This is a genomic window from Vibrio sp. 10N.261.52.C11 (genome assembly GCF_041471405.1).
GTDB lineage: Bacteria > Pseudomonadota > Gammaproteobacteria > Enterobacterales > Vibrionaceae > Vibrio > Vibrio crassostreae_C.
This window is the reverse complement of record NZ_JBFROI010000010.1, coordinates 36,091-60,876: the sequence shown is the minus strand read 5'-3', so window position 1 is coordinate 60,876 and position 24,786 is coordinate 36,091. Positions and strand designations below refer to the sequence as shown.

Below are 24,786 nucleotides of genomic sequence, written 5' to 3'. Positions count from 1 at the left end.
GAAATATACTTACCAGATAATACGTAATATCTGGTAAGTATATTAAATAAGAAAATGGCCGCTTATAGCGACCATTTGATATTAAAAATACGAGTTAAGGGGTATGAATCGCGCCATCAGGAAGGCGACTTTGAGTCCACTCGTGGGGGCGATACATAACAGGGAACTCGGCAGCAACCTCTCGGTCGATTTCAACACCAATACCTGCGATTTCTGATGCGTATAAGTAGCCATTAATTGGCTCTGCAGCGTTCGGGAATACCTTGTGCGTATTCTCGTTGTACTCGACATGTTCTTGAATAGCGGCATTGTGTAAATGTACATTCAAATGCGTGTTTACCGCTGCACCAATTGGCGTCATATCTGGTGGGCAATGCCATGCAATACGAACACCGAAGTTCTGACATAGATGACCGAGTTTCAGAGCCGGAGTAATGCCACCAATTTGTGAAACATGACAACGAATGAAATCAATACGGCGGTTAGTAATCAAAGACTTCCACTCTTCAGGGTTATTAAATAACTCCCCTAAACCCAATGAAACCGAACTTTGGCTACGAATATTATCCAGCCATTCCGTTTGATTTGGCGGCAGAATATCTTCAATGAAGTAAGGCTTATATTGCTCCACTTCTTTGGCAAATTGTATTGCTTGGTTCGGGAATAGGCGCTCATGAACATCATGAAGAATATGGAATTGGTTACCATATTTCTCTCTCAACGACTTAAACATCGTTAGAGTATTGTCCATGTACTGATCTTGGTCGTAGTACGAGCCTTCAGTCGGGTTTTGAGTGGTATGCAAATCGGTTGGAACGCCGCCATAGAAACCAAGCTGACAACGAATGTGCTTGTAGCCTTTGTCTAGGAAAGATTCCACCAGCTCATAAATACCTTCCATTGTGTCGCTAGTCGCGTGTGTGTATACAGGAATAGCATCACGAGACTTACCACCAAATAATTGATGTAACGGCATACCCGCTAATTTGGCTTTTATATCCCACAGTGCCATATCAACACCGGAAATTGCATTATTGATAACAGGGCCATTTCGCCAATAAGCGTTGACCATCATCATTTGCCATAAGTCTTCAATATTATTGGCGTTTTTACCAATAAGAATAGGTTTTAAATATTCATCGACCATTGTTTTTACAGCAAGCGGTCTTTGTTGGAATGTCGCACAGCCAAACCCAGTCACGCCTTCATTCGTTTCAACTACCACGGTAATGAGATTGTGTCTGTCTGGCTTAGTAATAATACAATGGATATCAGATATAATAGTTTCTTTCACAATTAAATAACCTAAACTTAAGTCAACTCCTATTATCTAACCGCTTTAAAAACCACATTTCAAGCGCTAATTTTTCGGAAAAATAATTGGTACGTTAAGAGTATTTTTTTGATAAACAAAACATACCAATTGGCTAAAAACGGCGGGAAAATAATTTTTCGGATTTTAAGTGTGATTGAGATCTCTTTTTACTGCGTTGGATTTAAATTGATTGTCGTTATGATTGCTCGAGTTAAATATATTCCAATAACAGGTGTAGTATGCAAATGGTAGAAAAGAGTGATGCCGTTATTAATAACTCGAAGTCATCATCGAAAAAGAAAAATTTCAAAGAAAATATACAGTTATTAATCACTGCACTTGGTGGTGAAGACAATATCGTGAGTATCACGCACTGTATGACAAGGCTGAGATTCAAATTAGCCGACGAATCGCGGGTAAACGAAGAAGCGATCAAGCAGATCGCAGATGTGAAAGGTGTGGTACTTCAGCAAGGCCAAACTCAAGTCATCATCGGTGTTGAGGTCGAGAAGTGGTTTAACGCGCTATCAAACACTCAACAAGCTGACGCTAATCCAGCTGATGAACTAGAGAAAGGCAAACTGTTCCAAGGCGTGATGCGCATTGTCGCGGGTATCTTCGGCCCTGTAGTTCCTGCGATTGCCGGTGCAGGTATGTTAATGGGTCTACTTTCTGGCCTTATCGCAACAAACGTTATCTCTGAAACCTCGGACACGGTTTATTTCTTCCGTTCAATTTCTGTCGCTGTGTTCTTCTTCTTGCCTATGCTGGTCTCTTTCTCTGCCGCTAAGGTATTCAAAGTAAACGAGTACATCGCACTTGCTGTCTCCTCTGCAATGCTAGCACCCAAGCTAGTAGATAAAGCGGTGATGCTAAAAGATGCTGGCGCGGCTCCTGAGCTGACGGTGCTAGGCGTGGTTCCTATTGAACTGCTTAATTACGGCGGCGCGATTGTTCCTGCGATTCTAGCAATCTGGTTATTGTCTAAAGTGACACCTCTAGTTGACCGACTGGTACCCTCTTCAGCGAAACCAGTATTTACGCCACTGCTTGCGTTTACTGTGACTTCGACCATCACGCTATCATTTGTTGGCCCTGCTGGTATCTGGCTAAGTAATGGTGCAGGTTGGGTAATGAGCTCGCTACTGGAAATCTCTCCGACGTTAACAGGCTTTGTGTTTGGTCTAACTCGCCCGATCACCATCGTATTTGGTATCCACCACAGCATGACGCCAATCAGCCTGAACAACTTTGCACTGTATGGTAAGGATCTACTTATGCCAATCATGTGTTTGGGTAACATGGCAATTGCTGGCGCGACAATGGCTATCTGGCACAAGCAACGTAAAACGGTTTCTAAAGAGCAATCTTCAATTACGATGGGCTCAAGTGTTACTGCGATTCTAGGTATCACAGAACCAGCTCTGTTCGGTGTACTCACGAAATACACCAAAGCGATGATGACCGCGAGCTTGGCTGCAGGCGTGTTCGGTGCTATCTCGGTAACAATCGATACGCACTTAACAAGCTACATTCTTTCTTCTGTATTCAGCTTGCCAGCTTACCTTGCAGGCGGTACGCAAAACTTCATTCAAGCACTGATGGGCGTGGTGGGTGTGTTTGCACTGTCTTTCGTCCTAACGATGTTGTTCGTAAAACTAGACAACAAGTAATCGGCTAGTCTCACTCCCGTAAGATTAGAATCGAAAAAGCATGACCATATCTCATTATGGTCATGTTTTCCTCAATACGAACAAACCCAACCTTTCCTTTCTAAGGCTATATTATGACCCACATCGCAATCATCGGTGAGTGCATGATTGAACTGAATGGGGCTCCATTTGGCGACATGCATCAAAGCTATGGTGGAGACACATTAAACGCGGCAATCTACTTGAACCGCAGCGCTGCGGTTAGCAACCCCATGAACTGCAATAACACTGCGAATCCAGCGATGCGAACTAGCTATGTCTCGGCGCTTGGCTCTGACGCTATCAGCCAAGAGATGCTTAACCGATGGCAAGATGAAGGACTATCAACCGAATTCGTGCTTATTGACGAGCAGCGTTCACCCGGGCTCTATCTCATTCAACTCGACGATGTTGGTGAGCGCACCTTCCTATACTGGCGCAACGATTCGGCGGCTCGCTACATGGTACAGCACCCCGATTTCGATAAGATAGCCAACCAACTTCACGATGTTGATATGGTGTTTCTGAGTGGCATTTCCCTCGCGATACTGCCACACAGCGATCAGCTAAAGTTGCTCACTATCATTGAAGGCCTGCGTGAACGTGGCGTTACCATCGCCTTTGATAGTAACTACCGACCAAAGTTGTGGAGCTCAGAGGCCGCAACTAAAGAATGCTATCTATTAGGCTATAAAACGACCGATATAGCCCTAGTCACATTCGATGATGAACAACTGTTGTGGAGCGATCAAACGCCACAAGACACCATAACAAGGCTGCATACGCTCGGTGTCAAAACCGTTGTTGTCAAGCTTGGTGCTGAAGGCTGCTTGATCAGCGAAAACCCCGCAAATGAGCCAGTAAAAATCACAACGACACCTGTCGAGACTGTGGTTGATAGCACCTCTGCTGGCGACTCTTTTAACGGCGGTTTCTTATCTTGCTATCTCGCTGGAGGTTCTATTGAAGAAGCCTGCCATCAAGGTAATGCATTAGCCAGATTGGTGATTCAACATAATGGCGCAATCATCCCAAAATCCATCACCGACACTCTTTCAAACTGATATTAAGAAGTACACATGTCTACAATTAACGAACAGCTAAACGCACTTAAAGTTATCCCTGTTATCGCCATTGATAACGCAGAGGATATTATCCCTCTAGGCAAAGTATTGGCTGAGAATGGGCTTCCCGCCGCTGAAATTACGTTCCGTTCAGACGCCGCTGTTGAAGCTATCCGACTGCTTCGAGAAGCTCAGCCTGACATGCTGATCGGCGCGGGCACCATCTTGAACCGTGAGCAAGCACTCGCAGCAAAAGAAGCGGGCGCAACGTTTGTGGTTTCACCGGGCTTTAATCCGAACACAGTTAAAGCATGCCAAGAGATCGGCATCGATATCATTCCAGGTGTGAACAATCCAAGCACCGTTGAAGCGGCATTAGAGATGGGCCTAACAACCTTGAAGTTCTTCCCAGCAGAAGCATCTGGCGGCATCAGCATGGTGAAATCGCTCGTTGGCCCATACGGCGATATTCGACTCATGCCTACAGGCGGTATCACGCCATCAAACATCGATAACTACTTAGCAGTGCCTCAAGTATTAGCTTGCGGTGGTACATGGATGGTGGACAAGAAGCTGGTTATAAACGGGGAGTGGGACGAGATCGCACGCCTAACACGCGAGATTGTTGAGCAGGTGAATCACTAGTCTATGTCATTCAGGTAAACAGAGCCTGTTTAATTTCTAACAATAAAGCCACAGCACTTTGGTGAGGCTTAATTATATGATCCGCCTCACTCTCAAGCCCTTAAGCTTAGAGTCGGCTCTCAGAGTGAGGTGAACCAAATATCTTCTATCCATACTTTAGGTATCGACCTAGGTAAACATTGCTTCTATGCTATCGCACATAACCGTTGTGAGGTGGAGGCGCTTCGTCGCAACCGACTCTTAACCTTTCTAAGTGAAATAGAACCAGCAACTATTGCTTTTGAAGCCTATAGCGATACTAGTTTGATCTCACACAGAGTTTAACCTCAGCCAGCTGTCCAAAAAGGAGTCATAAAGCAACAGAACTAACACTCACAGAAAGAAGTGACGCTGAGTGGTTATCAAGGCTTACTTCTGCTCTACTGACCTTTATGAGCATTCAACCTTGGATGTCTTAACTGTTCAAAAAATACATTCACACAGACAAGTAATGGGACCCCTACTAGCATTCCCATAGAGCCCCATAGCCAACCCCAAAATACAAGCCATACAAATAAAATCAGCGGATTGAGACTAAACCTTTTCCCCAGTAATGTAGGAGTAACCAATTGGCTTTCTATCAAATTAATCGCCAGGAAGATCGCAGCGACCGTCAATGCGTAGCTAAACGACTCAAACTGTATAAAAGAGACTAAAGCAAAGCACGTAACTGAAACCATCGGGCCAAGATAGGGGATAAAATTCATTAAGCCTGCAAAAGCGCCCCAAAGGAAAGGGTCTTGCAATCCCATCATATAAAAAGCAAAGCCAACAGTGAGTCCTAAGCAAACATTAATGATGGTGATGGCGCCTATGTAACGAGACAAATCCTTTTGAACAACTTTAACCAATTCAACAGCCCTACGCTTATCTGAAAAGCATTCAAAAAGAGATAAGCTTTGAGAATAAATTTTTCGACCGTAACTCATCATGAAATACGCCATAAGAAACGCAACCAACAACTGAGTAACAATGGTTGGTGTTGTCGTAAGCACTGATTCTATAATGGAAAAAGCCGTGTTATTGGTAAGCCCATCATTGGTAACAGTACTACTCATGGAGAACCCGGTGGCGTCAGTTAAGCGACTGTTTTGAGTAACCTCACTCACTTCATTAGATACATTCTCAACCAACATTGGTAATTTTGACCACCATTGCTGAGCGGGCTCACTCAACATATTCAAACTAATCACAACAAAGCCAATAAAACCAATAAGTACAGCCATTACGTTAATGACTCGAGGGATACCGAAGCGAGTAAGGTAGTTAACTAGAGGGCTACATAGCAAAGAAATAAAAGCACCAAAGATGATTGGCAACAAAAATGGCTTGGCGATATGTAATGTAAAAATAGACATCATGAGAACAGCAAGGAGCATAAAACTAGTTTGCAACACACTTCGTTGTCTAAGAATACTGTATTTTTTTGATGTCATTTTATTCCTATGAGTAGGAGGTTTTGTTTTTGAGGCTTCGTCAATTTGAATCAGGCACTCGATACCGTCAGCCAACACTAACTTGAATTAAAAATGATGGTTACTTAAGTAAATTAAGTATTAGCGATAGCTGTTTATAACCAAAAACAGACGATTTAAAACGATGAGTTCGATTCAAAATTACAACACCAAGGCCTGTGATGCCAAGAGCATACAAGGGGTACTTGTGAACAAACTCTTTTCCTTTGTGACGAATAAGTCCCATACAAAGTGCAACTTGACGAGCTCTACTTCTCCCCTCAAGTCTTTTCATTTGAATCTGTCTTTGTCGATTCTTGAGTGCTGACATGTAACCCCTCCTTCAATTGCTCTTTCGTACATTCAAAACCTATAAATTGCTTTAAGTAACTAGAACGAAGTACCAAGCATATTAGAATCAAACCGAGTGTGAATATAAACGCGCCGTAACCCGCTAACAGATTCAAAGTGAAGTAGTAGATCACTACTCCAGCACCGACGGCGATACTAAAAAGAAACAGCGGTAACAACGCAACAAAGAGGAGCTGAAACACAAGACGCTTTTTAAATGCATCAACACTATTGCGAAACTCCAATAAGAAAAGCTCTAAGGTCGATTGAGACCATTGCTGGGTATGTGTCTGTAATATAGCTAAGTCTTTCCACAATCCATTTAACTCATAAGCAGAACGTTTAAGATCATCCACCTTACGATCGCTCGATTTATCATTGGCAGAGTTTACTGGATCATTTTGACTATTTACCTGCATAACGGTGCTCTCTCAATTGCGATGTTGATATATGGCTATTTGATTAACTTCGAGACAGCCCAACCAGCGAGAAACGCACAGCCAACACTCAATAATGGACGCTCTTTAATGATGTTTTCCGCTTTCTCAGACGTGTTCTTCACACTTTCAGAGCTGGCCTCGAGAGTTTCATGGACCGCCTCTTTCACATTTTCGATAACTTCTACTGCGGCCTCTTCAGCTTTTTCATAAGTTTCTTCAATTTGTTGTTTGGCTTCTGAATTTTTAGCGTTTGACTTTGGCATAAGTTTTCTCCTTATTTGATTATCATAAGCCAGATAATAATATTAATACTATTAATCTCTAGCTACTTTAATAATCAATGCTAGCATCGTGCCAACTTTCACAAGTACCAGAATAATTGAAGATAAGCTCCCATATCATTAATAAATGGCATTAATCAATGTAATAATTTCACTAGAAAACATCTATTAATGTATTTTTTACAAAAACAAAGTAAAACCTTAGACGAAACAAGCTGAATATAGGGTTATTAATTGGCATAAAAAATGCAATAAACCAAATACAGCTTAGAACCAAATGAGGATTCATGAGAAACCAAAGTATATTATCTATTGTTAACCTGATAAAAAGTGGAAATATTATTTACGAAAAAGCGATATCCAACATAAGAAGTGAAAAGATGGCAAAAAATCTTTTTGATATCTACACGGTAAAGAAATGTGCAGAGTTAAAGTTACAATCTTTAACTTACTACTCAAAAATACATCAAGAACAGATACCCGCTAGTTATACGATAAATGCCAGAGAGCGCTGTATTGAAGCGGAAGATACAAAAGGTAAAAACAATCAAGAGCTCTATTTAAAGCACCTAGAAGGTGTCGAGACAAAGATCATTTCCGACATTGAATCACTGCTAGAAACTAACCCTGATTTAGAAGGGAGAAGAAGATTAAAAGTGGTAAAAAATGAAATGGAATCATGTCGAGACCAAATACACAACATGCGTCAGAATTAGTTATTAGCGAATGATGGTTGGAAATCAGAATCAAAGAAAAGGCTTATTTTAATTCTTATAAATCAACTGAAATTATAAATACTACTGAGATGAAAAGGAGTAATGATATGTTGTTTAAAAAGGACAATGATCCCCTTGAGGTAATTCACTATAAAGGCATAGAAAAAATACTATGTACATTGAAAGATCACTACTTCTCATGTGTTGACCTAATTGAACAGAAAGCACATGGGAACATTGCAAGAGCTGCAAATCGATTTATAAAAGTTGAACGTTCATTAATAAACGAAGTAAACACCAAGTTCTGCATTAACAATGAAGTTAATGACAATGACATATTGAGTCAGCCCCCTGCGTTAATTGTTAGTTATAACGATATGTACCAGAGTAATTTAAGCCTAATTTCTTACCTCAAGAACACTATTAGAAAGTTTAACAATCAACATATGTCTGCTTTTTTCTCCTATTGGGTTGCGGCGTTGCAAGTTGAAAATGATGAGATAGCAAAGCATTTGTAACAGATATAACCCATCTAAAATAGATACGATTAATTAACTTGAGAAGAGAATCAAAGCCTACAACACAATCATTAAACAGTGGGAATAATCTAGGTTTAATTCTGATCTAATTCTGACATCACTCAAAATAAAAAGCGTCGAGGCATATTGCCTTGACGCTTTTTTACGAGAGGGACCGCTATGTTATTCTAGGAAGCGTCATCGACAGCCCCAGTCATCATTCTAGACAGACTTTTACCGCCTTTGGGATCAAAATCAAGTGTTCTAATCGGAAACGGTATTGTCATTCCAGCCTCTGATAATGACTCTTTAACCGCTATAATACCGTCGTGCTTTGCGTCCATATAACCAAAACCTCCTGGGTACTCAATCCAAAACCAAACCAATAAGTTAACGCTACTATCAGAAAAGCTTGAAGCGTAAACCGTCGTATCTTCTTTCCGACTAACATAAGACTTTTGGTTTATCGCTTTGGTTATCACCTCAGCGGCTCTTTTGGGACAGTCTGCGTAGGAAATCCCCACAGGGATCTCGACCCTTCTTCGTCCTTTTCGACTGTAGTTCGTCAAAATATTTCGGAAAACCATCTTATTGGGAATCATGACGTGTTGACCAGAGAACGTTTCAACCAGTGTATTTCGTAAGTTTATTTTGACTATGGTACCCATGACATCGTTGGAACCAACAACATCGCCAATTTTAAAAGGTTTACGAATACTCATTGTAATACCTGAAATGAGGTTCTCAGTCATATCTTGAAAAGCAAAACCGATAGCTAAACCTAGAATACCGGCACCGGCAAGCAACGATGTAACCGTACCTTGGAGCCCAACAAAATCTAACGCGACAAAAAATCCAATAGTAACAATGGTAACCTTAACAATAGAAGCCAGTAAGTTAATGACTTCTTGAGAGTCGACAACTCTATTGCTCAATCTTTTAAACAACTTACCGCTTATGTTGGCAACAAAGATAAAAATAAGAAACGTAACAAAAGCAACAATCAGGTTAGGGATAAGTTTAATTGCTTCAACTAACCAATGCTCTAACTTACCCTCTATCAGATGCTGAAACTTCTCTAAGTTAAAAGAGAGATTCATGTCCATGGTGTCTCCTTCTTATTCAATATGCGGATTATTCAATACATTCATGGAATACAAACCGTTAAGGCTTGCTTATCAATACTTATCTCCAGCGAATCAGCCGAATACGTCTCTCCATCAATCACGTATGAAATAGGTCGGTCAGAATCAATTTTAACGAGCTGTGCCGAAGCATAAGTAAAGTAACTAGCTTGTTCTTTCGCTCCGAGACTCGATAACAACAGATCAGATAGAGCGATAGCTCGTTTACTAAGTGAATTTGTGTTTTCCAAATAGGTAATATGCAGCTTCCCATCATCCGGCCTAGGAGGCTGTCCCCCTTGAGCAAGCACAGTACTAAAAGGGGAAGAGTTCGCCACGACCAAACTTTGTAGTTTCATACTTTGTGATGGTTGGTCATCGATTGAAATTTGAAAGTGTTGATTATCGTCGGTGATTACTGCATTGAAGAACCCAGTCAAATACGCGAATTGCCCTTTTTCATTTTTTTGTTCTCGATGTGCGTAATCGATCATCTGTTCTTCAAACCCAATACCAAGAAGCAGTAATATTGGTTGTTGATTACAGAACGCCAGATCGATTCTTTTTGAGTTGCCAGATAAAATAGCCTCACACGCTTTTTCAACAGGCGATATTTTCGAGGTCAATCCATAAAGCATATGACATAGAGCGTTCGCGGTACCCAAAGGTATAATCCCGAGTTGTGTATCAGTCTTCCTAACTTGCCTTGCGACTTCACTAACCGTCCCATCGCCACCTGCAACGAGAATATGCGCAGTATTCCGGTCTTTGGCCTGCTTAGCTAATATTTCTGCTGATACTTCTTGGCTAGTAAGAAAAATATCTAAACTGTACTTTCTCGTAAGTTCACGAATAACCTGTTGTTCATTCGCCAACCATTTACCACCACCTGCAACAGGGTTGGCAATAAGGCAAGCTTTATGGCCAAGAGTGAGCAAACCTTTATCACTGATTGCTTGAAGTGTTTTCAGTTGTAGATGGTTCAATTGGGCTGTACTTCGCACGTCGTTAATACTTTTCAAGACCTGCTCTACAGTAAGTGACGGATTTTTTGCTAAAAGATAGGCAGCTACGACAAAGACAGAACGTCCTCGACCGAGAGCACAATGCACAACAACCGATCTAGATTGATTGATTTGGGTATCGATCCAATTTATAGCATGTTTAAGCTTATGCATTTTAGGGACTTTATGATCAAGAACCGGGGTGTTTAAATAGCGAAATTGATCACCGGTCATTGCACTTTCTAAACCAGAAAACTCAGCTGTAACATCTACAATACAATGGATGTTTTGAGATTCTAAGAACGATAAATCTGAAGGGAACAAACGACGAGATACATATAAACCTTTTCCAACCTTCTGTATTGGTTCAACTTTATCTCTTTTAATTGCCCATGCATTGTACAGTCGAACACCTAAGAAGAATGGAATGAAGATCCATCTAATCCACCACACTATTTTCCCATCGCTAGTCTTCCTAAATATTGACGGCATATCGAAGATGTAGGCAACACTAACGATGAACATCGACAAACTACACCAGGCAAAAACACCACGGATTATTAGCTGTGGTATAAGAGCAGCAGCAAAAAAACAAGCTATAGCAAGAAGCATATAATATTTAATAATAAACATGTTACGCCTTAATTTATCCGTGAATTTAAATATATTTATCCGTAAATTTATCTATCTCTAAATTAAATAAAAGAAGGGCTCAAGAATGAGCCCTTAGCTTGATAACAAAGCAGTTTTATACTTATTTAAAGAATTTGATTACTTCGTGATTCAAGCAACCTCTTTTTCATATTTACGAGCTAATGTTTCTTTTTGTTCAGTATCTAAGACTCGACCTGCGGTTTGAAAAAAACGCTGCTCTTCTTCTTCTAAATGATGTTCAACCTTATCTTTTAATGTTTTCATTAAAACAAGCCAAGCTGGTGAAGACATCTCTGTATCATCGAGTTGAGCGAGTATTTTGTCGATTCCATGATGTTCAGCGATTCCATGTCTAGTCATGTCAATGGATTGATCACTCTCGATCAAAGGTGCATAAAAATGGCGCTCTTCTGCAATCGCATGCTTGGTTAACTCATCCTTAAGGTTAACATAGAGTTCTTGCCTAGCTTGTGTGTCTCCCGAAGTTTGGAGTAACGCATCCATCAAAAGTCGTTGCTTTTCATGACTGTCTTTGAGCACATCAAATATATTTTTCATGTCTAATTCCTACTTCATTGGTTTATTTTTATGAGGATTTTGGCATCTCATTGCACTCTAGATGACAGTTCTAGCAATCTTCATCTTTCGCATCTAAATGCTCTTTAATATTTTCACAGCTATCTTCTATTGCGTTTTGAGTATCCTCTACAGCCTCATCTACATTTTCCCCGGCTTGTTCCATCGGACCTTCATCACTACATGCCGCAAGTGCAAATGTAATACCCACAATAGTTAAAAAACGGTAAGCGTTCGATTTGATGTTCATATAAACTCCTAATGTTTGTTTTTATTCAGCAACATAATTACCACTGAAACCAGTAGTGATATTGCAAATATATAAAATATGATCTTTGCTACTGTCGCAGCAGCCCCAGCGATACCACTAAATCCCAATAGGGCGGCAATAATTGCGACAATAAAAAATATTAGCGACCAGCGAATCATCGTTATTCCCCAATTTTTAATAAATTACCAATTGTAGAGAGGTTAAATAATATTTAATTTATCCACCACTCTCTCTACATTCGGGGTATTATTTGCTATAGATAAAGCTAAGTCGTGTTCACTGCTTGATGAAACTGAACCTTTCAAGATAACCACACTGTTTTCGGTTTCAACTTGAATATCGCTACCACTAACATTGGTATTCATTAATAAACGAGTGATTACCAGTGTCTTTATGTGAGCATCAGTCAAAGCTTGTACGGCTGCGGGTGTTTTTTCTTTGTCTTCATCAATCACTGTAAGTTCGTTTTTTACAGACTTAACGTCATCTAGGCTTAGCACTAACTCTTCTGCCAAATCTTTCTCTGTTTCATTTTTAACCGAGCCAGTTAAAGTAACCACTCGATTTTTAACGTAGGTGTTGATGTCAAATGAGTTTAAATTAGTATTCAGTAATAAAGTCGTTTCTGCTTTTCCATCAATCCACGCATCGAAAGTTTCTTTTTCCCACATGCTATTAGCAAAAACAGTTGATGAAGAAGTTGCAATCAAAGTAGCTAATAATATTTTACTTGCAGTATTTCTCATTAATTATCTCCTCTAGTTAACTGACACTTGTACAATTGCAACCAGCATGCCAACTTTTTAACTGACTGAAAATAAAGGATTTACACTTTAATTTTGAAAATTTACCATTGGTAAAATAATCGGAGGTGTATTAATTACACGAGTATTTTGTAAAAATTATCATCAATGGAGATCCTAGAATAATTAATATCAATACTGTTAATTAGCCACTTCTACTATCAGTAATATTGTAACTACATTTAAAAGGTGGCGTATAGTAAATGATAGATTCGTATTTGAAGGACATTATGTTATTATCAAGGTCGTTTTCTGTCGTACAAAAAGAGAGTTAAATCATGTCATTACCGACACTTTTTATAGAGTTAAAAGATGAATTATTGCGGTCTAAAATAAACTCTCTAGATGAATTATCAAGCTTTGAAATAATTCAAAGTACTATGGATGTTCATTGGATTGACAAGCTACAACAACTGCAACCAGATACTGCTATTGTTGAAGTCTCTCGATTTACTAACGATGATTTTAAGTCCTTATCGAGTGCAACAGGGTTGGACGAAATGGACTTGATTATTATCAGTACAGGTACGCCAAACAAAAATTTAGACATGATGATGAACCATGGCGCAATCTTCCATTATAGAAAGCCCGTCGACATGCAAATATTGGAAGATACCCTTGCAGACTTCAGTCAATACTTCCTCCAGAAGCAGGAAGAAGGGCGTAAAGTGTCCACCAGCGATTTAGACCAGTTCGGTATGTTAGTCGGTTCTTCTAAGCCCATGCATAAGCTGTATCGAACTTTAAGAAGAGTCGCGAAGACTGACACCAATGTTTTGATTGTCGGCGAAAGTGGGGCAGGTAAAGAATTAGTCGCACAAACGATTCACCTTGCCAGTGATCGTAAAAACCAACCTTTTATTGCGATCAACTGCGGTGCTATCAGCCCTGAGTTAGTTGATAGTGAATTATTTGGTCATGAAAAAGGCGCTTTTACAGGGGCGAATCGCACACACCAAGGGGTGTTTAGGCAAGCAGAAGGTGGCACATTGTTTCTCGACGAAATCACCGAAATGCCACTTGAACACCAGGTCAAATTACTACGAGTTTTAGAAACAGGTGAATATCGCCCTGTAGGCAGTAATGCAACGAGTATCGCTAATACTCGAGTCATTGCAGCGACAAACCGAGATCCACAAGTCGCTATTGAAGAACAGTTTTTGAGAGAGGATCTCTATTTCAGGTTGGCTCACTTCCCCATACATGTCCCTCCATTGCGTGAAAGAGGCGACGACATCGTCGGCTTAGCAAAACATTTTATTGCTCATCGCAACGCAAATGAAACCACTGCGAAGACCATTTTCACATCAGCGCTTCAAAAAATATCAGCCCATGCATGGCCAGGGAATGTCAGGGAATTAAAACACTGTATTGAAAGAGCTTTTATATTGGCAGATGAGACGATTAAAGATGAACACCTAATTTTTGATACTCCTCCTTTAGAAACAGGGACTACCGTTGAGGATATGGTTCCGGCGGGTGTTTCTCTTGAGAAGATTGAGAAAGCGGCGATTATCAATACGCTCGAAGAAAATGAAGGCAACAAAAAGGAAACAGCACAAGACTTGGGAATCAGCATCAAAACGCTTTATAACAAGCTCGATAAGTATCAAGAGTAGTAATACTCATATCTGATGTTGCTGTGTGATCAAAATAGATACAGGCGATCGTTAATTTGCAGTTGATGTTTTGCTTTTCCATGAAAATTTAACAGTGGAGGGTGAGCCCTCCACTGTTAAATTTTATGCTGCATTCACCGATGTCTCGGTTCTTTTATCTTGGTCAAAGAATTCTTCATGCAACGCGCAAATCGCTTGTTGATACTTGTCATCACTCACAACAAATTGCACATTTACGTTTCTCATAGACGAATGTAATGCAATAGGCGTAACACTATGGTTCATCAAAGCCAATACACCATTAGCGAGCGTTTTATTGGTATCAATTTGAGAACCGATCGCTGAGATTATAGCGACCATTCGACCTGAAATAGATGCCTGAGGGTAACGTTTCTCAGCCTTATAAGACACCTTGTTTAAACTCTCGGTGCTACCACCTAGATAATAGGTAATAGAATTGGCGTTCATCTCTTTACCAATAAGGTTCACTCTAGCATCTGCGATAATCTCCATTAACTCATAACTAACATTGTCCGCCTTACCGACCATTCCCTGGTCAAAAACATGTAACGCATATACCTTCTGTTTTCCGGCAATGATCTCAATGTGATTCGTGTCTGGTCGGTAATCAGAAGAAATCAGTGTTCCCTCATGTTCTGGCTCGAAGGTGTTTTTGATTTGCAGTTCTATGCCACTTTCTCGTAACCCAGCAGCCGCATTAGAGTGAATAGCTTCCATACCAAGGTTAGCCAGTTGATCGGCAACATCATAATTAGTTGCCCCAATCGGTTTAACCGAACCTACACCAACGACTTTTGGGTCAGCCGAACTAAAGTGATACTCCTTATGGATGATCGCCAATGATGCCTCAGTAATAGTAGCGATACGACTAAACGTCATCTCACTGTAACCACGATCATAAGTATGCATCAAACCTTCTTTGCAATACGCATAACCAGTTACTATGGGAAGCTCCTCAGTAACATCAATGTCAGAGAAAGCCTCTCTAATCGTATCGTCCAAACTTTGAGGGGTTTTGTTGTCCCAACCAGAAAGGTCAACAAAGGTCGAATTTATACCAATGTTTTTTAATTTAAGAGCCGTGTTGTATGCACTATGTGACTCTCCAATTGAAGAAAGAAACTCTCTAATCTGTGGTAAATAATGTCTCAGTGAAAACTGTCCGTATTGACACGTTTCAAGAATGTTAGTGATACAGTTTTTAGCTTCTGAAATACGAGACCGGATGAACTTATCAGCTCTCATACGATTCATTGGATCCGCAAAAATATGCTCATTGGTCAATAGCATGCGGCGTTCAATATAAGATAGAGCATCCTTCCACGAATCGTCACGCATCGCTATCAATTGATAGATACCAGGCTTACCTGTTTTTTTACATTCCAACAATGCATCCGTCATACCGCTGTATGCGGACACAACAAAGATTCGGTTATACGGATTTTGAGGGCGGAGAATAATATTGTCGAGCACAGCATCAAATGCTGTCATTGATGTACCGCCGATTTTTTCTACGGTAAATGTCATAAAAGACCTTTTGTTCTTGAAGAGATTAAAGACGAAATAATAGGGAGCGGGGTGAGATATCACCCCTGAAGATATGGGTTAATCAACGAGTGGATAAACGCCGTTTTCATCGTGTACTTCAGCGCCAGTAATTGGTGGGTTAAACACACAAGCCATTGTCATTTCTTTGTTTTTATATGCGCGTAAATAATGCTCATCATTCTTATCTAGGATGTACAACGTACCGGGTTTGATTGGGTAAGTTTTACCACCAACGACTTCAATCTCCCCTTCACCACTCATACAAAACACAGACTCCAAGTGGTTTTGGTAATGGATATGTGTTTCTGTCGCTTCGTAAATTGTTGTGATATGAAAAGAAAATCCCATATTGTCATCTTTCAATAACATGCGAGTGCTTTCCCAGTTATCCGATACAATACGTCTTTCACTATTACGACATTCATCAAGTGTTCTAACAATCATTTTACTCTCCCTATTACGATGCTTTCTTGAAATGCTTGGTTGCTACCACTTCAACTGAGTCTTCGAAAATAGTTAAACCTTGCATCAATTCCGATTCTGAAATGGTTAATGGACAAAAGAACTTCAAGATTTCATCGTTTGGACCTGCGGTCTCAATTACCATGCCCTTGTCAAAACACACTTTTGCAATCTCATCAGCTGTGTTCCCATCTTTACATTCAATGCCAATCATCATTCCGCGTCCCTTGCGTTGAACAAATAGCTCAGGGAAACGCTTGAGATTGCGTTGAATGACATCATCGACCATGCTTGAGCTACGTTGAATATGATTTTCAAAATCATCATTTGACCAATACATTTCTAACGCTTTAGCAGCAGTAATGAACGCATGGTTGTTACCACGGAAGGTGCCGTTGTGTTCTCCCGGCTCCCACTTGTCTAGTTCAGGTTTTAATAAAACCACAGCCATCGGTAAGCCATAACCACTTATCGACTTAGATAGCGTAACGATATCTGGTTTTATACCTGAAGGTTCAAAGCTAAAAAACGTTCCTGTTCGACCACAACCGGCTTGAATATCATCCACAATAAGTAGGATATCGTGGGCTTTACAGATTTTGCTTAACTTCTGTAGCCACTCATTTGAAGCGACATTTAACCCACCTTCACCCTGAACCGTTTCCAATAAAACGGCAGCAGGTTTATCCATACCAGCGGAATTATCGGTTAACATCGTTTCAAATAATTTTAAACCATCGATTCCAGCGTAACCTTCAAATGGCAAACGCGTAACGTTGTTGAGATTTGAGCCCGCACCTTGCCTGTGGTGTTGGTTGCCTGTAGCAGCCAATGCACCCGCCGTACAACCATGAAAACCATTGGTAAATGCAACAATACTGCTTCGACTTTTTACTTTTTTCGCCAACTTAATCGCTGCCTCAACCGCATTTGTTCCTGTCGGGCCGGTAAATTGAACTTTGTAATCTAATGCTCGAGGTTCCAAAATAAAGCGACTAAGAGCTTCTAGGAATTCAGCTTTGGCTTCTGAATGCATATCCAAGCCATGTGTAATTCCATCCATTTCAATATACTCAAGTAAAGCTTGCTTAAGTATTGGATTGTTATGACCGTAATTGAGAGATCCTGCTCCAGCAAGAAAATCGAGGTAACGATCACCTTGTTTTGTTTCAAGCCAGCAGCCTTTTGATTTAGCAAAAGTGACTGGAAAACTATTCGAGTATGAACGTACGTTAGATTCCTGCTCTTTAAAAATATCCATGATAAGGCCGTTATTTGATTCCTATAAGTTAATGATTATTTAAGGGGTATTCGATACAAATACTCAGTATCGTGCAGCCCTTTAAAATGAACATTTTCATCTAAGAAAGTGGTCACTTTTCCAGTGCTACTATTTTTTGCGTCTAGCTTTTTAAAGAGTGCCCAAGACGCTTGATTTGACTTAGTAATGGTTGTTTCAATAGCTTCTATACTCTTCAGCCACTCTCGACGAAGTAAGCTGTTCAACATCTTGTAAGCTAAAGAGTGACCTCTAAATCGAGGGGCAACTGCAACTTGCCAAATAAAGAGAACATTAGGCTCACTCGGTTTTTGATAACTCGAGATAAAGCCCGCAAGCTCACCTTTGTTCTCAACCAAAATACAAGTTTTACTAAAGTGAGTGGATTGCAAAAAATTGCAATATGACGAGTTGGTGTCTAGTGGCGGACATTCTGAAATCAGTCGATAAATGTCGTTGCCATCTGAAGCTTTGGGCTCGCGAAAACTCCATTCTTCACTCGTTTTTTCTATCACTTCTGGACACAACACCCAAGGCGCTGATGTAATCATACCGAGAAATTCCTTTGAACTCTAATTAAATTCCTTTTTATTATGAGCATTTACCCCCTACTAAGATCAACACCTTAACTTTAAAAAACAAAAATTAGTGATCTGCATCACATTTAATAGCGGTCAGCATGAATTAAATAATACTTTGAGTTCTAATGTATTTGATCGGTGGAGATCTTAAGACAATGTCTTTAACCGAATAAGCGTCAAAAGAAGGTTAGAGTCATTAGTAAATTATGTGCTCAGATTGCCAATCAAGCGGCATAAATCACCAACACTCTCAGTGTTGAACATTCTATCGAGTAGATAACAACGCTTCGAATGGCAGTGACTCGCTATCCACTATTAAAATATCGGCCTCAAAAACAAAAAAACCTAGCGAGAGCTCGCTAGGTTTCTTATCTAACATATCGATGAATAATGAACTCAGAGGAAACGAGTCCAGAAATATCAGCTTGGAAAAGGTTTACTTCAAGGGATCATTATCAGGCAATGCTTTATGTATCCATAGCGCCAGACGCTTTTTAATGTTTGCCCCATCAAGCTTACTTTCTGGTAACGGCGTGATCTGATTTACTTCAACAAGGAACAAGTACACCGCTTTGACCTTTATTGGTTGAGATGAATGTGGCAAATCAAAACCTTGTAGCTTAGCCATCTTAAAACCGACTTCAACTGCTTTTTTTACCAGCTTATCTTCATTAATGATCTTCGCGGTTTTCGACATATCATCTCCATCATCTTTATCGAATGAATATTGAGTATATCAAACCGAAAAATTCACAAGATTACTTCGCTCTCAATTTGAGGAGTCACTTTGATAAATAACATAAAACGAATAACAGGCTCTAGGATGACTCTAATTCGCTTGATAGTTACGCCACCAATACCTGTACGCAAACGGTCTCTTAACAGAACACTCAATAAATGAGATCTTAAGTCAAAAAACAAAAATTCGAATAATATTTGACTTAGCATTCCAAAGAATACGGAATATTATGATGTTCATTTTGAAAGTTAAAATTCAATAAAAGATCAATAAACTGCTGTTATTTAACTGGTTTAATACTAATTCGACTTAGATCATATTTACAACCAATTGTAACCAATTGTTATTTACAAAATACTCACTAAGAAAATAGAATAAAACCACTAATTTTATACTGGTGTTGAAAATGCGTTACCTCTGGGCTTCATTCTGTCATAAAAATCCAATTCCGGGTCGAATTGTTCATATCCTTGTTATGTTGATAGCGCTAGCTTCTATCACCATTCCATTGATTTCAAAAGACGCCACAACCATCTTAACTTCACTGTGTGCTGCTCTAGTCTGTTTCGTCGTTTTTGTCTTCTTTGCGCTCGCCGACAAAATGCGCTCAGGCATGCATTAATCAACCAATCAGTTCTCTATCACCAAGCATTCTCTTTTTAAAAATTCATTATAAAATGCTGGTTACCAAATACGGAAAAGCCCAAAGTTATTAGCTTTGGGCTTTTCTTCTATAGCGAATTCTTACATATTCCAAATAGCCTGTAGTTAGAAATTACAGCTATCAATCAGGCATCACCACAATACCCATGCTTTCAAGCAGTTGTTCTTGTTGCCAAGCGACAATTTTAATCCCCGATGTGTCTACCTTGCGAGGATCTAACCCTTCTAGTTCTGCATTACACAAATTCGCCCCTTGCATACTGAATTGCCCCCATACATCTTCCGAGAACACACCTCGGCTGAGATCAGACTCTTTCAATGACGCGCCGCCAAGGTAAGTGCCTATCCAACGGTTCTCAAACAGTTCGCACTTCTCTAAACAAGCCTGTTCAAAATTAGCGTAAGACAGGTTGCAACCCGTGATGTATGCCGAGCAAAAATACATGCGATTGCTCACCTGATTGGCAAAGTTAGCGCGAGTAAAGTTCGCCCCTTTCAGGTCACAATCACGTAACTCAATACCGTAGCAATTCGCGTTGCTAAAATTCGCCATCGCCAACTGACAGTTCTGAAAACTTGCATCACGCAAATCTGCAACATCGAAGTGACATCCCTCAATATCGCCTTGTTCGATAAACTTACAGTTAATAAACGTTGCATCACGTAAGTTCGAACGTCTGAAATCACAACGGATAAACGTACAGGCTGTAAATGTAAGCTCTGATAAGTCTTGCTGAGCAAAATTGTGGTGATGATAAGTGCTGTTATTGGTGTCCATTTAGCCCCCTAAAGAAATTAAGCTAAGACTACCATTGCGATCTTAAGAAAACACCAAATTAAAAACGAACAAAAACAGCAACTTAAAACACCCAAATTTAGCCATTTTAAGGCACCAAACAGGCCCTTTAAGGTTGTTATTTTCGATTTATAGGATGTGCTTATCTTGAAAAAAGTTTTGTCGCTTAGAAGTGCCAATAAGAGAAAAAGTTACTTTGACGAAACGAGTCAATTATTGACCGCGTCCTAACGCGCTAGACTGGACGGTTGGTATGTTGCTCGTTACACTATTCCTCATTCTCAGCATAAAGAGTAAGAACAATGAAAGACATGCGACAAGCTATGCTCGATGCAGGATTTAGCCTTATTAATGAACACGGGTTTGCTGGTGTTGGCCTGATGAAGATCATCAACCAAGCGGAAGGCACGAAGGGTTCTTTTTACCACTACTTTAAATCCAAAGAGCACTTTGGTGAGATCCTTCTTACTAACTACTTTGATGAGCATCTCGCTAAGCTGGATGACTTTTTAAGTGATGAATCGCTTTCTCGTCGTGACCGCGTTAAAGCCTATTTCGAGTTTTGGTGTGCGTCGAAACTGACTGAAGACTTCAATATCCAATGTCTTGTCGTAAAACTGGCGGGAGAAGTATCTGGGTCTGCAAACCCGTTGCAATCGACCATGGCTGAAGGCGCGGAAAAGATCATCCTGCGTATGGCGAAGCTGTTTGAAGAAGGCAATGAGGCCGGTGATTTCACTATCGCAGAGCCAGAATCGCTATCTCGAACGCTTTATGGTTTATGGCTTGGCTCAACGCTCATGGCCGCCATGCAGCGTAACCGTTCGATTCTAAACAATGCCATGGAAGAGACTCTTCTCGCCATGAGCCCAGCCCAAGAATCGGCTGACTAGATACCCGTAACCAAATACCAAAAGGCTCGCACAATTTAGCGAGCCTTTTATCTAACTTTAAATCTAGATTGAATCCATTCACGCTTACTCCGTTACCCCAGACGAGACGGGATATTATTGGCTTTGAATAAGTCCTTAATAACAGGGTCGATATGCTTGAAGAAGCTCAGCCAACCTTCACAGAGATAATTTAACCCCGCCTCACCATCTCGGCTTGTGATGATACGGTTTTTGGGGCATTCGCCATGACATGCAAATTTAAACTCACAGGCTTGGCATTGTTTCGGCAGAGACTTCTGTTTGGCGAACCCAAAACTCTGCTGCTTTGGCGAAAAGGCTAAAGTTGAAAGTGCTTGTTCCTGAATATTACCTAACTGAAATTCAGGAAATACATAATGGTCACATGAGTACACATCGCCATTGGGCTCAACCGCTAACCCTTTGCCGCAGATCTCACTCAGCGTGCACATGGTGCTTTCTCTGCCCATCCATACACCGACAAAATTTTCAAAGTACGGCACTAACACTCGACCAAAATCGTGTTCAAACCACTCATCAAAAACGGTAGTGAGGAATTGTCCCCATTGCGCAGAGCCGACACTCCACGGTTCAACCTCGCCTGATACGGGAATGATCGCTTGTTGGTTGCTCAACCATTTATTGTTGGTGTGAGCTTCGCGCTTATCGACCACAGGAATAAACTGCAATTGCTTTGACCCCACTTCGTCACGTAGAAAACGATAAACCTCTAACGGGTATTTACCCGTTACATCGTTCACACAGGTTAAAGTCGCAAACTCAACGTTATGTTTTTTTAAATAACCGATTCCAAGGATGGTTTGAGAAAAAGTGCCCTTGCCTGCACGGTTGGCTCGGTAGTGATTATGTAAGTGCTCTGGTCCATCAATACTCACACCAATGATAAAGTCATTCTTCTTGAAGAACTCACACCACGCATCATTCAGTAAGGTGCCGTTGGTTTGAAGGTCATTGCTGATCTTGCTGTGACTAGGGCAATATTTTTTCTGCAGTGCGACCACCTTTTGAAAATATTCAATCCCCAACAAAGTAGGTTCTCCACCATGCCAAGAAAAGATGATTTCAGGCGTATTCTGCCCTTCTATATATTGCTTGATATAACGCTCTAACAGAACTTCATCCATCGTATATTGAGAGCCTTTTGGGTAATCAAGCAGCTGTTGTTTTTCTAAATAATAACAGTAGGTGCAACTGATATTACACACCGCCCCAATCGGTTTTGCTAACGCCTGAAGTTTGCTGTGTGCTTTGCCATTGAACTGCGGAACTGAACTCAAATTTGATAGCGATAATGTCGTCATGAAGAGTGCCTCGATGTAAAAGTTATTGTATTAGCTAAAACAATTCGTAATTCCTTTACACGGTGTTCATCGGCCAACCAAGCTTGATGGCATTAGGTTGGCCGAGTGGTTTTTCCTCTATTTCACGTTTTCAAACGGGTTCCACGCTTCGTCAACCGGGACGATATTTTGCGCTTTTTCGTATTCTTGATATTCAGCGACCATTTCAAGGAACAGATCTGGCATTTGGTTTCTCAAGTCATGTTGCTCGGCTGGGTCTTTCTTGGTGTTGTATAAGTGCCACTCACTGTCACCGCCCATTCCCGTAGAAATTCGGATGATCTTATGATCACCTTTAAGCAGAATTCCGCTACCAAACAATTCAAATGGAATCGCATTGTTGGCACTGTGCACGTCTGCCGTTTCCCCTTTGAAGTAAGGCAACAAACTCACACCACTCATCGGCGCCACTTCTCGACCTTGATATTCGGTTCCTGGATGATCGACCTCTGCAATCTCAAGAATCGTGGCTGCAATGTCCTTCACTTGGGATAAGTCGTCTGTCTGAGTTCCCGGTTGCAACGCATCTTCACCGTCTAAAAGCGCTTTGGCTGGCTTAACGATAAATGGCACACGGATACCGCCCTCTGCTGTGTAAGCTTTGTACCAAGATAGGCCACCGGTTGAAGCGCTTGCCCACTCAGGACCAAGTGACACACTGGAGTTCGCCTTACCCAAGTTTTCAGTCGAATTATCGAAATGATGAGCAGTCCATGTTCGGATCAAATCACTGATATTTTCACCGGTAATATCCGCCGCTTCTGGGCCGTTATCCGCTAGATACATAATGTAGGTATTGTCGTATTCGCCGATTTCTTTCAGGTAATCGACTATCTGGCCGACTTGTTGGTCCTGCATTTCCATCATGCCCATCGCGACAGCCATTTTCTTGCCGTACCACTTTTGTTCTTTCTCAGAGAGCGAGTCCCAAGGTCGGCTTAATGCGTTACGATCTGAAATATCGGCGTCTTTTGGAATCACACCCATATCTTTCATACGTTGGAAACGATCTTCTCGAACCGAGTCCCAACCATGTTCAACGTAGTAATCGACTTTATCTTGATAGGCAGACTCAGGCGCTTGCAGTGGCAGGTGAATACCGGTGAATGGAACGTAGGCAAAGAAAGGCTTGCCGTCGTCTTTCTTGCTGTCGATCATCTTGATGATCTCGTTGGTGTAAACTTGGTCTGAGTACTCGCCTTTGTATTTATCCTCAACCACCTCGCCGTTGCGGTAAGTTGGCTCAACTTCGACGCCGGGAATATCCCCTTTTTGCAGCGCATCCGCTGTCGCGGCATTTTTGGCCGGGAACATCATATCTCGATTAAAGTGATTAGAGCCGCCCGCTAATATACCGTAACTCTCTTCAAAACCTCGATCGTCAGGTAAGAAGCCATCCTCGAGCCCCAAGTGCCATTTACCAGAGAGGTAAGTGTTATTGCCACTCTCTTTAAGCAGCGTTGCGACCGTAACCCCTTTCTTGGTGAGGTAACCTTCATAACCCGGCTTGCCAATCGCACCCGGATAGACAGCATAGTCGAAGGTGCCTAGCCCAACCTCGTGGCTATTTGCTCCGGTTAACATCATAGAGCGCGTTACCGATGAAGTTGGTGACGCGTGAAAATTAGTAAACTTAACCCCCTCTTCAGCCAGCGCCATTAGGTTTGGTGTATTGGCTTCTGAGCCATAAGGCTGAGTGTCGGCAAAGCCCACATCATCGCCAACAATGACAACAATATTCGGTTTTTCTGATTCTGCGGCCAGAGCAGCACTGCTTGCCGCGGCCATTGCAGTGAAGACTAACGATTTCTTGAATGTCTGCATAAGACGTTCTCCAATTTCTGCGAATAACTTTTTCTG

Annotated in this window: 27 protein-coding genes; 8 read left to right on the top strand and 19 right to left on the bottom strand. The window is 41.0% G+C overall.

Annotated features, from left to right (window positions below; genetic code table 11):
• Positions 1-94: 94 nt before the first annotated feature.
• On the bottom strand, positions 95-1,294 hold the full coding sequence (locus AB4323_RS03570) for an enolase C-terminal domain-like protein (protein ID WP_372151640.1): 1,200 nt from the start codon (positions 1,292-1,294) through the stop codon (positions 95-97).
• Between the two features lie 260 nt (positions 1,295-1,554).
• Here AB4323_RS03570 and AB4323_RS03565 point away from each other — a divergent pair, with 260 nt between their 5' ends.
• From AB4323_RS03565 to AB4323_RS03555, 3 genes are all read left to right on the top strand, one after another.
• The gene (locus AB4323_RS03565; protein WP_372151637.1) at positions 1,555-2,988 is read left to right on the top strand and encodes a PTS transporter subunit EIIC; all 1,434 of its coding nucleotides are present in this window, start codon (positions 1,555-1,557) and stop codon (positions 2,986-2,988) included.
• A 113-nt stretch (positions 2,989-3,101) separates the two neighbouring features.
• A complete protein-coding gene (locus tag AB4323_RS03560; protein ID WP_102333539.1) occupies positions 3,102-4,070 on the top strand; it encodes a sugar kinase in 969 nt (322 codons plus the stop codon).
• A gap of 15 nt (positions 4,071-4,085) precedes the next feature.
• Positions 4,086-4,715, top strand: coding sequence for a bifunctional 4-hydroxy-2-oxoglutarate aldolase/2-dehydro-3-deoxy-phosphogluconate aldolase (locus AB4323_RS03555; RefSeq protein ID WP_229647613.1), 630 nt, complete (start codon positions 4,086-4,088; stop codon positions 4,713-4,715).
• 419 nt (positions 4,716-5,134) lie between these two features.
• Here the strand turns inward: AB4323_RS03555 and AB4323_RS03550 are convergent, their stop codons facing one another.
• From AB4323_RS03550 to AB4323_RS03535, 4 genes are all read right to left on the bottom strand, one after another.
• A complete protein-coding gene (locus AB4323_RS03550) occupies positions 5,135-6,190 on the bottom strand; it encodes an AI-2E family transporter (RefSeq protein WP_102428895.1) in 1,056 nt (351 codons plus the stop codon).
• 100 nt (positions 6,191-6,290) lie between these two features.
• Positions 6,291-6,503: a hypothetical protein gene (locus AB4323_RS03545; RefSeq protein ID WP_016795981.1), complete on the bottom strand. Its 213-nt coding sequence runs from the start codon at positions 6,501-6,503 to the stop codon at positions 6,291-6,293.
• Positions 6,490-6,978 carry a hypothetical protein gene (locus AB4323_RS03540; RefSeq protein WP_372110435.1) on the bottom strand — a complete coding sequence of 163 codons (489 nt, stop codon included), beginning with the start codon at positions 6,976-6,978 and terminating at the stop codon, positions 6,490-6,492. Before AB4323_RS03540 ends, AB4323_RS03545 begins: the two co-directional genes overlap by 14 nt.
• 35 nt (positions 6,979-7,013) lie before the next feature.
• Positions 7,014-7,262 (bottom strand): hypothetical protein, encoded by a 249-nt coding sequence (locus AB4323_RS03535; protein WP_010431939.1) that lies wholly within the window; start codon positions 7,260-7,262, stop codon positions 7,014-7,016.
• Positions 7,263-7,567: 305 nt separating this feature from the next.
• On the opposite strand from AB4323_RS03535, the gene AB4323_RS03530 reads away from it, so the two are divergent.
• Together AB4323_RS03530 and AB4323_RS03525 are read left to right on the top strand one after the other, a co-directional pair.
• Complete coding sequence (locus tag AB4323_RS03530; protein ID WP_010431941.1) at positions 7,568-7,996, top strand: DUF2383 domain-containing protein; 429 nt, start codon at positions 7,568-7,570, stop codon at positions 7,994-7,996.
• A 107-nt stretch (positions 7,997-8,103) separates the two neighbouring features.
• The gene (locus AB4323_RS03525) at positions 8,104-8,514 is read left to right on the top strand and encodes a hypothetical protein (protein ID WP_010431943.1); all 411 of its coding nucleotides are present in this window, start codon (positions 8,104-8,106) and stop codon (positions 8,512-8,514) included.
• A gap of 188 nt (positions 8,515-8,702) precedes the next feature.
• On the opposite strand, the gene AB4323_RS03520 is transcribed toward AB4323_RS03525, so the two are convergent.
• The 6 genes from AB4323_RS03520 to AB4323_RS03495 form a co-directional block, all read right to left on the bottom strand.
• Positions 8,703-9,620, bottom strand: coding sequence for a mechanosensitive ion channel family protein (locus AB4323_RS03520; RefSeq protein WP_017065202.1), 918 nt, complete (start codon positions 9,618-9,620; stop codon positions 8,703-8,705).
• A 41-nt stretch (positions 9,621-9,661) separates the two neighbouring features.
• Entirely contained in the window at positions 9,662-11,275 is a 1,614-nt protein-coding gene (locus tag AB4323_RS03515; protein ID WP_171387505.1) for a diacylglycerol kinase family protein, read from the bottom strand.
• Positions 11,276-11,425: 150 nt separating this feature from the next.
• Complete coding sequence (locus AB4323_RS03510; protein WP_010431952.1) at positions 11,426-11,854, bottom strand: hemerythrin domain-containing protein; 429 nt, start codon at positions 11,852-11,854, stop codon at positions 11,426-11,428.
• Between the two features lie 70 nt (positions 11,855-11,924).
• A complete protein-coding gene (locus AB4323_RS03505) occupies positions 11,925-12,122 on the bottom strand; it encodes a hypothetical protein (protein ID WP_010431955.1) in 198 nt (65 codons plus the stop codon).
• Positions 12,123-12,130: 8 nt separating this feature from the next.
• Positions 12,131-12,301 carry a DUF1328 domain-containing protein gene (locus AB4323_RS03500; RefSeq protein ID WP_010431958.1) on the bottom strand — a complete coding sequence of 57 codons (171 nt, stop codon included), beginning with the start codon at positions 12,299-12,301 and terminating at the stop codon, positions 12,131-12,133.
• 42 nt (positions 12,302-12,343) lie between these two features.
• Entirely contained in the window at positions 12,344-12,889 is a 546-nt protein-coding gene (locus AB4323_RS03495; RefSeq protein WP_017065851.1) for a BON domain-containing protein, read from the bottom strand.
• A 335-nt stretch (positions 12,890-13,224) separates the two neighbouring features.
• Here AB4323_RS03495 and AB4323_RS03490 point away from each other — a divergent pair, with 335 nt between their 5' ends.
• Complete coding sequence (locus AB4323_RS03490) at positions 13,225-14,565, top strand: sigma-54-dependent Fis family transcriptional regulator (protein ID WP_010431963.1); 1,341 nt, start codon at positions 13,225-13,227, stop codon at positions 14,563-14,565.
• A 123-nt stretch (positions 14,566-14,688) separates the two neighbouring features.
• Here AB4323_RS03490 and AB4323_RS03485 read toward each other — a convergent pair whose 3' ends face one another.
• From AB4323_RS03485 to AB4323_RS03465, 5 genes are all read right to left on the bottom strand, one after another.
• Positions 14,689-16,113: an aspartate kinase gene (locus AB4323_RS03485; RefSeq protein WP_017065849.1), complete on the bottom strand. Its 1,425-nt coding sequence runs from the start codon at positions 16,111-16,113 to the stop codon at positions 14,689-14,691.
• Between the two features lie 78 nt (positions 16,114-16,191).
• On the bottom strand, positions 16,192-16,578 hold the full coding sequence (locus AB4323_RS03480) for an ectoine synthase (protein ID WP_010431969.1): 387 nt from the start codon (positions 16,576-16,578) through the stop codon (positions 16,192-16,194).
• Positions 16,579-16,591: 13 nt separating this feature from the next.
• Positions 16,592-17,857 carry a diaminobutyrate--2-oxoglutarate transaminase gene (gene ectB / locus AB4323_RS03475; protein WP_372151635.1) on the bottom strand — a complete coding sequence of 422 codons (1,266 nt, stop codon included), beginning with the start codon at positions 17,855-17,857 and terminating at the stop codon, positions 16,592-16,594.
• A 35-nt stretch (positions 17,858-17,892) separates the two neighbouring features.
• On the bottom strand, positions 17,893-18,426 hold the full coding sequence (ectA, locus tag AB4323_RS03470; RefSeq protein WP_010431975.1) for a diaminobutyrate acetyltransferase: 534 nt from the start codon (positions 18,424-18,426) through the stop codon (positions 17,893-17,895).
• Positions 18,427-18,892: 466 nt separating this feature from the next.
• Positions 18,893-19,153 (bottom strand): DUF5062 family protein, encoded by a 261-nt coding sequence (locus AB4323_RS03465; protein ID WP_010431978.1) that lies wholly within the window; start codon positions 19,151-19,153, stop codon positions 18,893-18,895.
• Between the two features lie 448 nt (positions 19,154-19,601).
• On the opposite strand from AB4323_RS03465, the gene AB4323_RS03460 reads away from it, so the two are divergent.
• A complete protein-coding gene (locus AB4323_RS03460) occupies positions 19,602-19,817 on the top strand; it encodes a hypothetical protein (RefSeq protein WP_029235681.1) in 216 nt (71 codons plus the stop codon).
• Between the two features lie 162 nt (positions 19,818-19,979).
• Here AB4323_RS03460 and AB4323_RS03455 read toward each other — a convergent pair whose 3' ends face one another.
• Complete coding sequence (locus tag AB4323_RS03455) at positions 19,980-20,636, bottom strand: Qnr family pentapeptide repeat protein (protein ID WP_372151633.1); 657 nt, start codon at positions 20,634-20,636, stop codon at positions 19,980-19,982.
• A 320-nt stretch (positions 20,637-20,956) separates the two neighbouring features.
• Between AB4323_RS03455 and AB4323_RS03450 the strand changes: the two genes are divergently transcribed.
• Positions 20,957-21,547, top strand: coding sequence for a TetR/AcrR family transcriptional regulator (locus tag AB4323_RS03450; protein WP_102458015.1), 591 nt, complete (start codon positions 20,957-20,959; stop codon positions 21,545-21,547).
• A 92-nt stretch (positions 21,548-21,639) separates the two neighbouring features.
• On the opposite strand, the gene AB4323_RS03445 is transcribed toward AB4323_RS03450, so the two are convergent.
• A complete protein-coding gene (locus tag AB4323_RS03445; protein WP_372151631.1) occupies positions 21,640-22,887 on the bottom strand; it encodes an anaerobic sulfatase maturase in 1,248 nt (415 codons plus the stop codon).
• Between the two features lie 117 nt (positions 22,888-23,004).
• Positions 23,005-24,750 carry an arylsulfatase gene (locus AB4323_RS03440; RefSeq protein ID WP_372151629.1) on the bottom strand — a complete coding sequence of 582 codons (1,746 nt, stop codon included), beginning with the start codon at positions 24,748-24,750 and terminating at the stop codon, positions 23,005-23,007.
• Between the last annotated feature and the right edge of the window lie 36 nt (positions 24,751-24,786).